The following is a 15,606-nucleotide window of genomic DNA, read 5'->3' on the forward strand; positions in this document are numbered from 1 at the left end:
CGTCATCGGACCCGGCGACGAGGACCGGCAGCGAAGTCCATATACCGTGTCCATCCTAAGCGTCGGCCATGCAAGCGCTGGTCATCGCGGCACACGGATCGCATCTGAATCCGGACGCCTCTGATCCGACCTACGCCCACGCGGACACGATCCGCGAGACGGGCGCGTTCGACGAGGTCCGCGAGGCGTTCTGGAAGGAGGAACCCCACTTCCGCGAGGTCATCCGCACCCTCGAGTCCGACGAGGTGTTCGTCGTCCCGCTCTTCATCAGCGAGGGCTACTTCACCGAGCAAATCATTCCGCGGGAACTTCGCCTCGAGGACTGGGATCCCGACAGGTGGGAGTCGGACGGCACCAGCGCATCACAGGCCACGCTCGAGGCCGAGGACGTCGGCAAGACGATCCACTACTGCGGGCCTGTCGGCACGCACGACGCGATGACGGACGTGATCATCCAGCGAGCCGAAACCGCGACCGAGAATCCGGACGTGGGAGAGGGGGTCGGCCTCTCGGTCGTCGGCCACGGCACCGACCGCAACGAGAACTCCGCGAAGGCCATCGAGTACCACAGCGACCGAATCGCCGAACGAGACCGCTTCGACGAGGTGAAGGCGCTGTTCATGGACGAGGAGCCGGAGGTCGACGACGTGACGGACTACTTCGAGAGCGACGACATCGTCGTCGTCCCCCTCTTCATCGCCGACGGCTACCACACGCAGGAGGACATTCCCGAAGATATGGGGCTGACCGAGGACTACCGGCTCGGCTGGGACGTGCCGAGCGAGGTCGACGGCCACCGGATCTGGTACACCGGCGCCGTCGGCACGGAGGACCTGCTGGCCGACGTCCTCCTCGAGCGGGCGGCCGACGCGGGAGCCGACATCGGCGACGCGCGCGAGGCGGTCCGCGAACTCGCCGCGTCGGTCGCCGAGACCGGGGCCGACTCCGGTCCCGAACCGAACGCCGGAGCGGGCGCGGGGGATTAGACGCGTGACGGTCGCGACGGACGACCTCGAGGCGCTGCTCGACCGCGCGTCGTCGGGCGTCGCGTTCGACGGCCTCCGAATCGACGAGACGGACGACGGGTACAGCCTCGAAGCGGGCGAAAACCGGTGGCCCGGCCTCGACGAGGCCGCGTTGGGGCGCGCCCTCGAGTCCAGCGACGAGTACGTCACGAACTGGCGCTACTGGCAGGAAACGGTCGGCGGGGAGGGGACCGCGCGACGCGCCTTCCTCCGGTGGTGCGAACGAGCGCCGCTCGCGGACGCCGAGGACGCGGCGGATGCGGAAGCCACGGTCGACGCGCCGCTCGCCGTCCCCGAGCGGTACGACGCGCTGCGCGACGGTATCGACCGCGAGTGGGGCCAGCTGTCTATCACGGCCCGCTTCGTCGATATCGACGACCCCGACGGCGAGCGCGTCTACGACCTCTGGCACGTCGACGATGCCGACAGCGATCTCGCCGACCTCGAGGTCTACGACGAGCCGCGAGACGCGCGAGAGATCGCGACGCACGACGATGACGGCCGCTATCGGCCGCTGAAGACCGCACCGACGCTTCCCGCCGGCTGGGCCTTCACCGGTCTCTCGGGTGACGACCTCGTCGACGCGATCGGGTTCTTCTATCCGGCAACGATCGCCAACTGGCATCGAGAACGACGGGGGGCCCTCGATGTCGACCACTGGCTCGAGACCGCCGAGCGACAGACCGGGATCTACGACGTGATCGACGAACTCCCCCGCGAGGCCGTCGAGTGGATGGCCGAGGCCTGCTGCGTCGATTCCCAGTGTCTCCGTCGGCGGGAGTGGGAGTACGAGGACGGCGACGAACTCGACGCCGACGGCGGCGACGGCCCCTTCCCCTGCCGCGAGCCCTGCTCGCTCGTGATCGCGGCCGCTCGCAAGTGGGCCATCCTCGAGTCCGAGGAAGAACGAACCTACGAGCTCGAGTTGACGACCAGCGAACGCAACCAGCTCGAGGAGCTGATCGACGCGGTCGCCGAGGGGCGGGTCGACGAGATCCGCGAAGCCGACGTCAACGACGGTGCGAACCGCTACCGGGCGCGGTACCTCCGGGCCAAGCGATTCGGCGAGGAGGGACTCGAGGCGACGCCGGTCGACGAGTGAATCGGATATCGGCCCGTAATTCGTATTCCGGCTCGAGGCCCGGACTCGAGGCTGCGACCCGCCGCAACTCGACTTTCGATCCGTCGTCTGGGTTCGTACTGGGGAGTTGCACCGACGATACGCGACGATCTACTGAACCAACAGAAACAGCGCGACGGCAAACCCAGCGACGACGATCGCGAGCCCCGCCGTGACGACCGGACTGCCGATCGACGCCGCCGTCAGCGCGGCGATCCCGACCGCGACGACTCCGAGCGCCAGCACCGCCAGTGTTCCCGGCTCGAGTCCCGCGATATCGGTGACCCGATCGACCGCGCGCTCGAGCGTCGTCGGCTCGGGCTCCGAGCGGGCGGGTTCGGCGAGGGACTCGTCGACGTCGACATCCGGCGGTCCGGGGACGACGGTGACGGCGATCGAGATCGACTCGGAGCCGTAGCCCGTCAGTACCTCGAGGTGGCCGTCGACGGGACGTTCGATCACGTCGGCGTTGACGGCAATCGGGACGGTCGTGACGCCGTCCGGTTCGACGAAGTAGTTCGACTCCTCGAGCGATGCGATCCGTTCGAGGTCACCCGCGAGGCGACAGTGGACGTGTGCGGGCGACTCGTGACCCGACAGCGAGAGGAGAAACGAGCCGTCGGTCTCGAGCGACGTGCTCGACGGCTCGAGCGCCTCGGCGGACCCGCGGTTGACGTGGACGGTGACCGCTGGTTGAGACACGATAGATCTGACCGGTTAGGCCGGCGTTCCCTCGCGCATGTCTGGCGGCAGCAGGTTCGGAATGCCGTCCTCGATGGGGTACTCCTCACCGCACTCGGAACAGACGAGGGTGCCGGCGATGACTTCCTCGTCATCGTGTTCGGCGTCCTCGAGCTCCAGGTCGTGTTTATCGAGCGGACAGCAGAGAATGTCCAGCAACGACTCCTTCATACTACGTAGGCTCGTCGCCTCCAGCAAAAGGTTTCGGGAACGTCGCTCGCGAGCGGACGGGCAACCGGGCGGTAGTGGGACTGGTGACGAAGCGTAGCGGTTTGCGCACGCCCGAGCGGAGAGCGGACGGCGGTCGAAGAAAACGGCCGTCGCGCTATTGGTACGGGTTCTCGACGACGATGGTCTCCTCGCGGCCGGGACCGACGCCGACGGCGTAGATCGGCGTCTCGAGTTCGTCGGCGATGTACTCGAGGTAGGTCCGCGCGTTCTCGGGGATAGCCTCGTAGCCCTCGGCGGCGACCGCGCCCCAGTCGACTTCGGGCCAGCCGTCGAACGATTTGAACGTGGCCTCACAGCGCCCCCACTGTTCGGTCGTCGGCGGCATCGTGAAGATCTCCTCGCCGTCATCAGAACTCGGGGAGTTCTGATTGCTCGCCGAGCTTTGCTCGGCGGCGTCGAACTCGTAGCTGTGGCCGACTTCGACCGTCTCGAGACCCGCGAGCACGTCGATGTGATTGACCGCGAGTCCGGTGAATCCGTTCGCGCGGGCCGCGTGGCGAAGCATCGGCATGTCGAGCCAGCCGACGCGCCGCGGGCGGCCGGTGACGGTGCCGTACTCCCCACCCTCGTCGCGGATGTAGGTCGCGAGTTCTTCCTCGTCCGCGGCCCCATCCGCGTCACTATCGTAGTCGGGCGTCTGGTCCTCGACGCCGCCGAGTTCGGTCGGCAGCGGGCCGGTCCCGACTCGAGAGAGATACGCCTTGACGATGCCGATGACCTCGCCGTCGCCGACGACGGTCGGGCCCAGACCGGTGCCGACGGTCGCGCCGCCCGCGGTCGGGTTCGAGGAGGTGACGTAGGGGTAGACCCCGTGGTCGATATCGAGGGAGGTACCCTGCGCGCCCTCGAGCATGACGTTCTCGCCGGCGTCGATCCGCTCTTGCAGGAAGGTCCCGCAGTCGACGGTCATGTTCTCCTCGGCGAGGCGCTCCCCGTACTCGCGATAGGTTTCATAGAGGTGGTCGATGTCGAACTCCTCGCCGGTCTCCTTGTCGAAGACCTCCTCCGCGAGGGCTTTCTTCTGGGGAACGACGTACTCGAGGCGCTCGCGGAGCACGTCGGGGTCGAGCAGGTCGCCGATGCGGACGCCGCGGCGGCCGGCTTTGTCCTCGTAGGTCGGGCCGATGCCGCGTTTGGTCGTCCCGGCGGCGAGGTCCTCCTTTTCCTCCTCTTCGATGCCGTCGAGCGCGCGGTGGTAGGGGAGAATGACGTGGGCGCGCTCGGCGACCCGGACGTCCGGCTCGAGACCGCGCTCTCGTAGCGTGTCGATCTCGTCGAACAGCGTTTCGGGGTTGACGACGCAGCCGTTGCCGAGGACGCCGATCTTCCCTCGAACGGCTCCCGACGGCACGAGCGACAGTTTGTACTTCGTTCCGTCGTGAACGACGGTGTGGCCAGCGTTGTCGCCGCCCTGATACCGGGCGACGACGTCGGCGGCGTCGCCGTAGAGATCGACGACCCCACCTTTGCCTTCGTCGCCGAGTTGCGACCCGACGATAGTGACGGTCATAACAGCGGCGGGTTCTTGCCGGGCCGATAAACAGATTACGGTATGCGGGTGACTCTACCGAGGGCCGCGAATCCGCCACGCGAGCGACAGCGTCCGCGAAAACGCGCTTCCCCGCCGGTCTCGGGTCTGTGACTTGAGGCACAACCGGAAGCGACAGATTCGGGTGACTCGCCCGCGGGCGTCTCCGACACGCCGGCGCCACCGAAAGTGTTAACTACTCACAGGAACAAACACCTAGTTGAGAGTGGACGTTCCGATTCTCGAGGGGAACTTTTAAAAGGTCCAAAGACAAGTTAACAAATGCCATGATAGACCGACTTGAGAAGGAAGTCGATATGTTGGAACGTCATCTGCAGGTCCTGAAGATGGTTATCGAGAACGAACCGATCGGGATCGTCAAGATGTCGAACGAGACGGGGTACCCCCACCACAAGGTCCGCTACTCGCTTCGAGTCCTCGAGGAGGAGAACCTGATCGAGCCCTCGAGTCAGGGAGCGATCAAGACCGAGCGCACCGTCGAGTTCGTCGACGAACTCGACGGCAAGCTCGACGAAATCGTCGAGAAGCTCGACGGCATGAAGATCGAAGACGTCGCGGAGATCGAAGGCTAGTCTCGCGTCCGGTTCGGACGCCGTCGCCCGACCCCGCGGCCGCTAGCCGGTGCGTCGCCGACGAACGACACTTCTTCCCGCCGTTTTTTGCCGGACAGCGGCTACTTATAGCTCACCTGTTCCTCTCAGAGCGTCGCTACGCCGAGAGAGCCACCGCGGCCGATTTGGTGATCAGTAGTAGGCACCGTCGGTACGATGGTGATAACTGCTATCGACGGGGAAAATCGGACGGATTCGACGGCGGCGGCCTACAGCTCGGGGACGTTCATGTGGAACCCTTCGGAACGGGACTCGACCAGACAGAGGTGGTAGCCGTCCTTCCGGGAGAGGTTGACGTAACTCAGTTTCGAGCCCCGGCTGAGGAAGCCCCCGCTCGTGGCCTGCTCGGCCACCTCGAGCGCGCCGGGTTCGAAGTAACTCGAGGTGACGGCGATCGCGGCCGCCAGATCCGGATAGTTCGCCTTCACCGCGGACGCGGCTTCCTCGAGTTCGCCGAGGAGTTCCTGCGTCGCCGGCTCCCGCGAGTCGTTGAGCGTGACCAGCACGAGCGGATTCCCCATTTTGTCGTAGGCGACGATGTCGAAGGTGACCTGGTCGGGGACGTCCTCGGTCTCGTCGTCCGCGAGCGAGATGGTCGCGCCGAGCTCGGCCCGATCGATCCGCGGGATCGCGTCGTACAGGTCACCAAGTCCGTCCGCGTTGCCGGTGTCGCGGATCTCGTAGAGCAGCATCTCGGTGAGCCAGTCGACGAACCGGTGTTCCATCGTCGACTCGAGGAATTCCTCGTAGGACGTCCCGTCGACGGCGGCGTCACTCGAATCGAACCCGGTGTGGTGTTCCAGTTGGAGGTTCGACGCGACCTCGCTGCGATCCGCGTTGCCGTCGTGGGCCGTCTCGAGGGTCGGCTGACTCTTCGACCCGTAGCGAACGAAGAGATTCGTCCCCGAGAGCGCCTGCTGGGCCGAGAGCTGGGTGGTCGCGCTCGCTTCGGCTTCCACATCGCCGGCCTCGCGCTGGCGGGCGCGTTGCAGCTCCGTCTCGAGTTCCTCGATCCGCGTCTGGAGCCGCTCGACGGTCGCGGAGAGATCCTCGTTCGTCGACTGCAGCCGATCGCGTTCGGCCTCGAGTTCGTCGGCTTTCGCGACGAGCGCGTCGCGTTGCTCCTGTAGCGTCTCGACCTTCTCGGTGAGGGCCGCAACCCGTTCGTTGCGCGCGTCGGTCGCGGCGGCGGCCTCACTCCGTGAACCCGACTCCGCGTCTCGAGATCGGCCCGCTCGCGACCCGGCGGCGGCCGACGCCGTCGACGTCTCGGCCGCAGAGTCCTGCGAGTCCGCTCGAGCGTCGTTCGACGGGGTGTTGGCCGTGCTCGCGTCGGCCTGGTTCGACGACTGCTCCGACGAGGATCGATCCGGCGACGAGCGACCCGGTTTCGCCTCGCGTTCGCTCGCACTCGAGTCGGAAATCGCCTCGCTGTTCTCCGGATCGATCGACGGAATGCGTCGCGTCTCGCGCCACTCCTCCTCCCGTTCGAACTGCTCCTCGAGGCCGTCCTCCGCGCTCGTCGCCTCGGCCTCGGTGGCGGGTTCGTCGTCGGACGAGCCGACTGCCGTCGTCTCGTCGTCCTCGTCTGCGTCGTCCTCATCGACCCAGGAAATATCGTTCTGTTCGAGTTCCTCGGCCGCCGCCTCGACCTCCGCGAGGTTGGGACTCGAAGCGGACCCCTCGCCCGTCGTCGGTCGTGAATCATCGGTGTCGGCGTCGTCGGTTTCAACGGAATCCGCAGTTTCAGTCGGTTCGACGGCCGTCTCGGTGGACGCTGCAGTCGTCTCCGTGGTCGTCGACGGCTCGTTCTCAGTGCTGTCTCCGTCCGTCGGATCGGGCGCGGTACCCTCGCCGGCCGACGATCCTTCGACTTCCGGCTCCGCCAGTGCTGGCTCCGACTCCGATTCGGACTCGACCGATCCAGCGGATTCAGTGTCGGGATCCGCATACTCCGTCGACTCGGTCTCCGCGCCCGTCTCCTGCTCTGCTGGGGTGCGTTCGTTGTCCGGGTCAGAATCCGGATCGAGATCGACGGACAGCCCCGAGTCGGTAATGCCCGCAGTGGCGGACTCCGACTCCGCTTCGCTTTCGTCGGTCGCCGTGATACCCGTCGCGTCGTCCGTCAGATCGATCTCCGACGACAGCGTCGGCTCGTCGTCGTCGGTGGCCGCTTCGATCGGGTCGCTCCCGGCCGCGTCGTCGGTGGCGACTGGGTCGGTGTCCGAGACGTCGATCGGGTCGATCGACGGGGTCGTTGAGTCAGTAGATGAGTCAGCGGTCGGATCGGACGCCGAGTCGGCAGCCGGAGACGGGTCGGTAGCGCCCGCGTCGACCGCTCGATCGGCCGTATCGGCGCCTGTCGTCGATTTCGGCCCTGAATCGGGTTCGACGTCGGCCGTCCCTGGAACGTCGACGACATCGATCTCAACGTCGGTGACCTCGTAGATACCGACCTCGTCGGCCGCTCGCTCGAAGGCATCGTCCCCGGTGTGCAGCCGTTCGGCGTTGCCGATGTAGGCTGCGGCCATGCGGCGACCGCCGTAGTAGACGGCGTAGTAGTCGCCGCTGAGCACGTTCTCGCTCAGTTCGATGTAGCCGGTGAACGAGCCGCTCTGCAACGTGCCGTCGACCTCGCGAAGCGGTGTCTCGTTCGTGTAGTATTTCGCCCGCGGCTCGCCGCCCTGTTCCTCCATCGTACAGAGTAAGGGAAGCGACGAGTGGGGGGCCTCGTACCGCGTGCCCGAGGCAGTCTCGAAGTCCTCGATGTCGCCATCAACAACGCCGACGATGCGGCCGTTGAGCATAAAGAGCCACGTGCCCGCCGCCGATACGGCACCCGAAAAATCACTATCAGCGAGATCGGAGAGACCGTCGAAACCGCCGTTGAATGGGCGGGAGTCCCACTCCTCGACGCGCTCTTGCGTGCGCGAGTCCATACGTCAACAAGCGGGAACCACACCAAATACGTTTCGCCTAGACGACCGCGCTATTTTCTATATCTTCGATTCCGCGTCCTCGGCGAGTTCCTTCATCCGCTTGCCGATCCGACCGGCACTCGAGAACTCGTCTTCGCTCATCGCGCTCGCGAGCGCGTTGCCGAGGACGAAAACCGCGTGTTTGTGTTCACTCTTCGACTTGTGAACGTGCGAGGGGTCGACGTCGAGTTGTCGGTAGTGATCGAACAACGTCTCGTCGACCTCCTCGCGCTCCGAGAAGTACTCCATGATGACGACGAGTTCTTCGTGAAGCTCGAGGAGTTCGTCTTTATGCATATACACGTGTAAGAACGGTTTCGATTTAAGCGTTGTGTGGCCGACGGTCGCAATAACGGCCGGAAGCGCTCACTAGGCCGATACGTCCGGTTCGCTGTCAGCCCGACGAGAGACGGTGAGTGCCAGCGAGAGGATCCAGCCGCCGAACGCGAGGGCGGCGACGAATTCGGGGACGGCGAACCACGTCCCGGTATCGATTGCGCCGCCGAGGGACACCAGCCAGCCCAGCCACGCAACCGGGTGGACGATTCCGAGCCAGAACGAGGCGACCGCGAGACGGCCATCGCCGGCCAGTGCCGCACCGGTACCGTAGATCCACCCCGCAAACGGTGCCACGCCGAACACGGTCAGTGCCGCGAGGCCGTGCAAACTCGTCTCGAGGTAGAGGGTCGTGTGTTCGAGGAAGAAGATCCCGACGCCGATCATCCCGACGACGGCGACCGCGAGTAGCACGATGCCGACGCGCTCGAGGCTGTTTCGACTCTCGAGCCACAGCCGCCACGCGAAGGGGAAACCGAGCAGCCCGCCGACGATCAGTCCACCGTTGAACAGGAAAAACGTCGGCGCGCCGTACCGACCCATATCGGAGAGCGCCCGTCCGTGCCACGTGAACGTCTCGAGCGGTGCAACGATCGTGGCGAGCATGATCGCCCCAATCGAGACGATCGGTCCGGCGAACCCACAGTACGTCGCGATCCGTCTCCAGGCAACCATAGCGCTGACTCGCATGTGCGTCTCAATCAACGTGACTATTCGGATCGTTGATTTCGCTGTGAGCGAACACCTGCGTAAGCGCAAGTGCCGGTAAAGGGGTAAGCCGCCGTCGAATCGACTCGAGCGAGGGTCCACACCATCAACTCTCGAGCGACAGATCCGAACAGACGGGCGAGGCCCGCTGGAAGACGAAAAGTGGCTGGGAGTCGTGACGCGTCGCGATCAATCGGCGCTGGCGGGAGCGGGCTCCGCGTCGACGTCCTCGCGGTGATCCGCGGGGAACCACGCGAGTTCGTGGTCGGTGCTAACGCGGACACCGACACGCTCGTCGAGGTCGATCCGGTCGGAGTGATTGTGCATGCACTCGATCGTCTCCCCGCCGTCGAGTTCGACGCGATAGAGGACGGTCGGGCCGAGATAGCGCCGATAGACGACGCGGCCGTCGGCCTCCGCGCCCTCGGCCGGATAGGCGGTCACGTCGTCGGGCCGGACGAGCAGGTCGACGGTACTCCCGTCGTATTGCTGTGCCAGTCCGTGAACGTCGTTGCGGAGGACGCGGCCGAGCGCGGTGTCGACGCTGTCGCTGTGGACCTCACCAGAGAGGAAACTGGCGTGGCCGAGGAAGCCGGCGACGAATCGAGATTCTGGTTGCTGAAAGACCTGCTGCGGGCTGTCGATCTGTTCGATGTCGCCGTCGTTCATTACGGCGACCCTGTCGGAAATTGACAGCGCCTCCTCCTGATCGTGGGTAACGGAAATCGCGGTGACGCCCGTTTGCTTGATGATCCGGCGGACCTCCTCACGCATCTCGACGCGCAAACTCACGTCCAGGCTCGAGAACGGTTCGTCGAGCAACAACATCTCGGGTTCGGGGGCCAGCGAGCGCGCGAGTGCGATTCGCTGTTGTTGCCCGCCGGAGAGTTCGTCCGGATAGTGGTCGCCGTGTGCCTCGAGACCGACCAGATCGAGGAGTTCGTCGACGCGGGCTGCACGCTCGGTCTCGGTCCGGTCTTGAAGGCCGAAAGCAACGTTCTCTCGCGCGGACAGGTGTGGAAAGAGGGCGAAGTCCTGAAAGACGATTCCGACGTTACGTTCCTCCGGCGGCACGAAGTTCCCGTCGCCCGAGACGGTCTCGTTCTGGAGTCGGACCCGGCCGGCGTCGGGTTTCTCGAGGCCAGCAATCAGCCGGAGCGTCGTGGTCTTGCCACAGCCCGACGGGCCCAGGAGGGTGAGAATTTCGCCGTCGTGGACGGAGACGGAAAGGTCACCGATGACGTCCTCGCTTCCGTACCGTTTCGTGACTCCGTCGAGTTCGAGAATCGACTCCCTCGCCGTCGGCTTTGCGGATTGTTCCTCGGCCGTCGTCGTCCGTAGTTGCCCGTTCACCATATATCGACTCCTCGCCGTCCGCCGGCGTACATGCCTTTAGGCACGCCTAAAACACTTATAATTGCCGGTCCAGCACCGGACGGTGAACGCGCGACACGACGCTCAGAGTTCGACGCCGCTGGGGATCAGGCTGTGTTGCCGGAGCAGGCTCCCCTCGTCGTCGTAGACGAGAAACGTTCGTTTGTCGTAGTCGACGAACGAGTCACCGTCGAGCGTGATCTCGACCGCGTACCGGCCCTCGTCGTCGGCGGCGTCGCCGTATCCTCGCGCAGCCTGAATGAACTGAAGGACGTCGTCGGCGTCCTCGTTGAGTTCGAGGATGAACTCGCCGGTTATACGATTGGTGACGCTCACTACCCCCGCAGTGTCGTCTCCTAACGGCCCCTGCAATCGAAGGGCAACGTCCGTTTCGCTCGCCTCGAGAACGTCGCCGCCGGGACCAGTCAGGCGCTCGCGAAGCATCGTCGCCGGGCCGGTGAAATCGATCGATACCACGGGCTTTTTCGGTTCGCCGTCGGTCTCGACCCAGTCGATATGAACGACATCTAACGTGAAGTGCTCGCGCCTCATTCCGTACCCGTTGCTTCGGACTCCCACGGTATGAACGTAACGCACGGCAAATTATGTAGGCGGCCGAATTCGAACTGTAATTCATCGATAGTGGTCAACAATTCGTGCGGTATCGTGAGCACGGTGATTCGTCACTCGCCTCGAGCTGACGGTCGACGCACCGGTCGGCCGTCTCATTTATGGCAGTCGCGTCCGGACGTGTCACGAAACCCGCGATCGATGGAATCCTCAGACCACAGCGGTTCGGGCGGAGCGAGAACCGACGACGAGAGCGACGTCGACGCTCGTCCGTCCGACGATTCCGCGGCTACCGGCACCGACGGTTCGGACGTGGCCGCCGGCGAGCGCCTCGAGTCGACGATCGACGCCGCTCGGCGCGCGCTCCGACGGGTCGTCGAGACCCTCCGGGGGTCGACCGTCGACGTCGGAGCCTACGAGCCGGGCAGTCACGGTCCGCTGGTCACGTTCGACGACCGCCAGGGGCTCGAAGAAGTCGACCGATACTGGGTCGATGCACCGTTTTCGTTCGTCTCCATCGGCTACGACCACGACGCCAGCGAACACCGGTACCGGACAGTCGAACCGACGCTCCGCGACGAGGAGGCGGTCCTGCTCGAGACGCTGCTCGAGGACGTCCGCGATCCGCTGTTGTACCGCGAGGACGAGGGCGACGACATCGAGTCGCTGCTCCGGGAGACGATCCGCGAGTTCCTGGAGCGCTACGGGGCCGAGATCGACGCGGCGACGTTCTACCGCCTGTTTTACTACATCTACCGGGATTTCCGGGGCTACGGCCCGCTCGACCCGATCATGCACGACCCGCACGTCGAGGACGTCTCCTGTGACGGCTACGAGTTGCCCCTCTTCGTCTACCACGACGAGTACACCGACGTCGCGACGAACGTCTCCTTCGAGAAGTCCGCGCTCGATCGGTTCGTCGTTCGGCTGGCCCAGCACTCCGGCCGACACATCTCTATCGGCGACCCGATGGTCGAGACGACCCTGCCCGACGGCTCCCGGGCCGAACTCGCGCTGGGCGAGGAGGTGACACCGCGGGGCTCCGCGTTCACCATCCGAAAGTACGCCGACGAGCCGTTCACGCCCATCGATCTGCTCGAGTACGGCACGTTCGACGTCGAACAGTTGGCCTACCTCTGGCTCGCGATCGAGCACAACAAGAGCCTGCTCTTCGCGGGCGGCACCGCGTCGGGGAAGACGACCAGCATGAACGCCATCTCGATGTTCATCCCGCCCCGATCGAAGGTGGTAACGATCGAGGACACCCGCGAACTCCAGTTATCTCACGACAACTGGCTCTCGTCGATCACGCGCGAGCGAGTTCACGAGGGAACGGACGTGACGATGTACGATCTGTTGCGATCCGCGCTCAGGCACCGCCCCGAGTACATCATCGTCGGCGAGGTCCGCGGCGAGGAAGCGATGACCCTCTTTCAGGCGATGAACACCGGCCACACGACGTACTCGACGATGCACGCCGATTCGGTGCAGACGGCCATCAACCGGCTCGAGAACGAGCCGATCAACGTTCCCCGATCGATGGTCCAGAGCCTCGACGTGCTCGCGGTGCAGACGCTGACACGCACGGGCGATCAGCGCGTGCGCCGGAACAAGGTCCTCGCCGAAATCGAAGGCGTCGACCAGCGGACCGGCGAACTCGATTACTCGACGGCCTACACGTGGAACAGCGAGACCGACAGCTTCCGGAGCGCCGGCAGCAAGCTCCTCTCGGAGATCCGGGACGAACGCGGCTGGAGCCAGCAGGAGCTACTGAGCGAACTCGCAAACCGAAAGCGGTTCCTCGAGTACCTCCAGGCAAACGGTATCGCCGACTACCGACGCTTTACCGCGCTCGTCAACGAGTACTACAGCGACCCGGATCGGATCCTCGAGACGATCGCGGACGACGTGGACGTTGCTGCGGACGAGGCCGCTGATGATCCGACCGGTGACGACGATAGCGCTCCCACCCGCCCCGACGCGGGACGCATCGACGGATCGACCCGAACTGAGATCGACGACGCTCGAGACGGATGAGACTCGTCACCGTCGGTCCGCTGGCGTTGGCGGTGATGCTCTGTGCACTGGTCGTGAGCGCCAGATACGCCGATCGCGTCGATAGAGCCCTGAGTCGGATCGCGATCCGTCTCTTCGGGAGCACCGTCGATGCGGTCCGCGGCGAGCGCCCGGATAGGCGAGCGGCGTTACGAGCCGCACGGGTTCCGACGACCGGCCGCGATTACGGGTCGAAGACGCTACTGTACGCCGCCATCGCCGCCGTCGCCGGCTCGATTCTCGGAATCTACGCGATCTGGGGCCTCCTCGTTCTCCTCTCGATCGATCCCGAGACGCTGCGGGCGGCGCTCCCGGGCCCGCTCGGGTTCCTCGCGGCCATGGGCGGGCTCCCGTCCCTGTCGCTGGTCGAACTCGTCGTCCTCTTCTGTGGTTCCGCGCTCACGCTCGGGGCCGTGGCCGGCTACGCCGCGTACTGGTTTCGGTGGTGGTATCCGGGGTACGTCGCCGACGCCCGCGCCCGACGGATCGAGGCGGGGTTACCCGCACTGGTCGCCTTTATCTACGCGCTCTCGCGGAGCGGCATGGCGTTCCCGGCGGTCGTCCGCGTCGTCGCCGATCAGCAGGACACCTACGGCGAGGCCGCCGCGGAGTTTTCGGTCGCCTGCCGGAGCATGGACACGTTCGGAACCGACGTGATCACCGCCCTCCAGACGATGGGGCGGCGCTCGCCCAGCCCGCAGTTCCGCGAGTTCACCGAGAACCTCGTCAGCGTCCTCCAGAGCGGACAGGGACTCTCGCCGTTCCTCGAGCGACAGTATCAGGACTACCGCGAGGACGCCGAATCCCAGCAGGAGAGCGCCCTCGATTTGCTCGGGACGCTGGCCGAAGCCTACGTCACGGTGCTGGTCGCGGGGCCGCTCTTCCTGATCACCATTCTCGTCGTCATGGGGATCGCGGGCGACGACACGTTCGGACAGTTGCGGCTGTTCGTCTACCTCGTCTTGCCCCTGGCTAACGTCGGGTTTATGGTGTATCTGAGCACGGTGACCGACAAGCTCGACCCCAGCAGCGAGGTCGCCGAGGGGTCGCCCGCCGTCGACACCACGTCAGTCGACGCGGTCCCGTCAGGCGTCGAACGACGGGCCGACGGCGGGACTGGACCGGACGAGGGCGTCGCCACCGGACCGAGCCCGACCCCGCACCCGAACGTCGAACGGGTGCGGTACTATCGCCTGCTGGCCGGGATCTGCGATCGGTTCGGCCACCCGATTCGAACGCTCGTCGAGCGGCCGGCGCTCACGCTCGCGATCACCGTCCCGATCGTGCTCGGAGCACTGGTTAGTCAGCTTCCGACGGCGCTCGAGGGCGGATTCGACGCGACTGCGGTCGACGACACCGTCGCCATCGGGACCTTCGGGGCCCTGACCGCCTTCGCGATCGCCTACGAACTCCACCGTCGCCGGCTCGCGGCGATCGAAGGCGCGGTCCCGGACCTGCTCGATCGACTCGCCAGCGTCAACGAGGCCGGCCTGTCGATCGTCGCGTCGATCGGCCGCGTTCGGGGGTCCGATCTCGGGCCGCTCGGTCCCGAACTCGACCGGATCTGGAACGACGTCCAGTGGGGTGCAGATCTCCGGACGGCGCTCGGCCGATTCGAGGGTCGCGTCGGTACCCGTTCGATCTCCCGGGTCGTCACCCTGCTCACCGAATCGATGAAGGCCAGCGGCAACCTCGAGACCACCCTCCGAATTGCCGCGCGACAGGCCGCGGCCGATCGCCGTCTCGAGCGCGAGCGAAAGCAGGCGATGGTCGAGTACATGGTGGTCGTCTACGTCTCGTTTCTGGTCTTCCTGTTCATCATCGCGGTGCTCGCCGGCTATCTGATCCCGAACCTCCCGACCGGGGGTGCGGAGCTGCCCGCCGCGTCCGGCACCGGAATCAGCGGCCTGGGCGGGTTCTCCCAGGTCAGTGCCGACGCCTACGCCACGCTGTTCTACCACGCGACCCTCGTTCAGGGGACGTTCTCGGGGCTGATCGCCGGCCAGTTGAGCACCGGGGATGTCGGAGCGGGGACGAAACACGCCGCCGCCATGATCGGACTCTCCGTGCTGGTCTTCGCACTTTTCCTCTGACCGGCAGCCCCGCGGTAGCCGCGGCGGACTCGCCCATCCGCCCGGCAACCGTGGTGTCGATGTAGAAACGCTTTAGTCCCCGACGCCGGAAGCGGTAGTGGGAAGCGCACGGCCGCAAATCCGACTGTGTCACCCCCTCTTTCGGGTGGCTTGGGATTGCGGAAGTGCACGGCGAGAGCCACGTACTGTCGGACAGCGCAACTCCCGTCGCGGGA

13 protein-coding genes are annotated in these 15,606 nt (G+C 65.6%); 5 read left to right on the plus strand and 8 right to left on the minus strand.

Annotated features, from left to right (window positions below):
* Positions 1-68 precede the first annotated feature (68 nt).
* Together LDH74_RS02015 and LDH74_RS02020 are read left to right on the plus strand one after the other, a co-directional pair.
* Entirely contained in the window at positions 69-986 is a 918-nt protein-coding gene (locus LDH74_RS02015; RefSeq protein WP_226040968.1) for a CbiX/SirB N-terminal domain-containing protein, read from the plus strand.
* Positions 987-990: 4 nt separating this feature from the next.
* Positions 991-2,127: a DR2241 family protein gene (locus LDH74_RS02020; RefSeq protein ID WP_226040969.1), complete on the plus strand. Its 1,137-nt coding sequence runs from the start codon at positions 991-993 to the stop codon at positions 2,125-2,127.
* A 129-nt stretch (positions 2,128-2,256) separates the two neighbouring features.
* Here the strand turns inward: LDH74_RS02020 and LDH74_RS02025 are convergent, their stop codons facing one another.
* The 3 genes from LDH74_RS02025 to LDH74_RS02035 all read right to left on the minus strand — a co-directional run bounded on the left by LDH74_RS02025 (position 2,257) and on the right by LDH74_RS02035 (position 4,627).
* Positions 2,257-2,847, minus strand: coding sequence for a hypothetical protein (locus LDH74_RS02025; RefSeq protein WP_226040970.1), 591 nt, complete (start codon positions 2,845-2,847; stop codon positions 2,257-2,259).
* A 15-nt stretch (positions 2,848-2,862) separates the two neighbouring features.
* A complete protein-coding gene (locus tag LDH74_RS02030) occupies positions 2,863-3,057 on the minus strand; it encodes a methytransferase partner Trm112 (RefSeq protein ID WP_226040971.1) in 195 nt (64 codons plus the stop codon).
* Positions 3,058-3,211: 154 nt separating this feature from the next.
* Positions 3,212-4,627, minus strand: coding sequence for an adenylosuccinate synthase (locus tag LDH74_RS02035; protein WP_226040972.1), 1,416 nt, complete (start codon positions 4,625-4,627; stop codon positions 3,212-3,214).
* Between the two features lie 305 nt (positions 4,628-4,932).
* Here LDH74_RS02035 and LDH74_RS02040 point away from each other — a divergent pair, with 305 nt between their 5' ends.
* Positions 4,933-5,238 (plus strand): hypothetical protein, encoded by a 306-nt coding sequence (locus tag LDH74_RS02040; protein ID WP_098724040.1) that lies wholly within the window; start codon positions 4,933-4,935, stop codon positions 5,236-5,238.
* 248 nt (positions 5,239-5,486) lie between these two features.
* Here LDH74_RS02040 and LDH74_RS02045 read toward each other — a convergent pair whose 3' ends face one another.
* The 5 genes from LDH74_RS02045 to LDH74_RS02065 all read right to left on the minus strand — a co-directional run bounded on the left by LDH74_RS02045 (position 5,487) and on the right by LDH74_RS02065 (position 11,225).
* A complete protein-coding gene (locus tag LDH74_RS02045; protein WP_226040973.1) occupies positions 5,487-8,216 on the minus strand; it encodes a transcriptional regulator in 2,730 nt (909 codons plus the stop codon).
* 57 nt (positions 8,217-8,273) lie between these two features.
* On the minus strand, positions 8,274-8,552 hold the full coding sequence (locus LDH74_RS02050) for a UPF0058 family protein (RefSeq protein WP_098724042.1): 279 nt from the start codon (positions 8,550-8,552) through the stop codon (positions 8,274-8,276).
* 72 nt (positions 8,553-8,624) lie between these two features.
* Positions 8,625-9,266 (minus strand): DUF998 domain-containing protein, encoded by a 642-nt coding sequence (locus tag LDH74_RS02055; RefSeq protein ID WP_226040974.1) that lies wholly within the window; start codon positions 9,264-9,266, stop codon positions 8,625-8,627.
* A gap of 222 nt (positions 9,267-9,488) precedes the next feature.
* Entirely contained in the window at positions 9,489-10,655 is a 1,167-nt protein-coding gene (locus tag LDH74_RS02060; RefSeq protein ID WP_226040975.1) for an ABC transporter ATP-binding protein, read from the minus strand.
* Positions 10,656-10,757: 102 nt separating this feature from the next.
* Positions 10,758-11,225, minus strand: coding sequence for a DUF5793 family protein (locus LDH74_RS02065; protein WP_226040976.1), 468 nt, complete (start codon positions 11,223-11,225; stop codon positions 10,758-10,760).
* A 219-nt stretch (positions 11,226-11,444) separates the two neighbouring features.
* Here LDH74_RS02065 and LDH74_RS02070 point away from each other — a divergent pair, with 219 nt between their 5' ends.
* Together LDH74_RS02070 and LDH74_RS02075 are read left to right on the plus strand one after the other, a co-directional pair.
* Complete coding sequence (locus LDH74_RS02070) at positions 11,445-13,280, plus strand: type II/IV secretion system ATPase subunit (protein ID WP_226040977.1); 1,836 nt, start codon at positions 11,445-11,447, stop codon at positions 13,278-13,280.
* A complete protein-coding gene (locus LDH74_RS02075; RefSeq protein WP_226040978.1) occupies positions 13,277-15,391 on the plus strand; it encodes a type II secretion system F family protein in 2,115 nt (704 codons plus the stop codon). The genes LDH74_RS02070 and LDH74_RS02075 overlap by 4 nt, the downstream gene beginning before the upstream one ends.
* The last annotated feature ends 215 nt before the right edge of the window (positions 15,392-15,606 follow it).

It is taken from the genome of Natrinema sp. DC36, assembly GCF_020405225.1.
Lineage (GTDB): Archaea > Halobacteriota > Halobacteria > Halobacteriales > Natrialbaceae > Natrinema.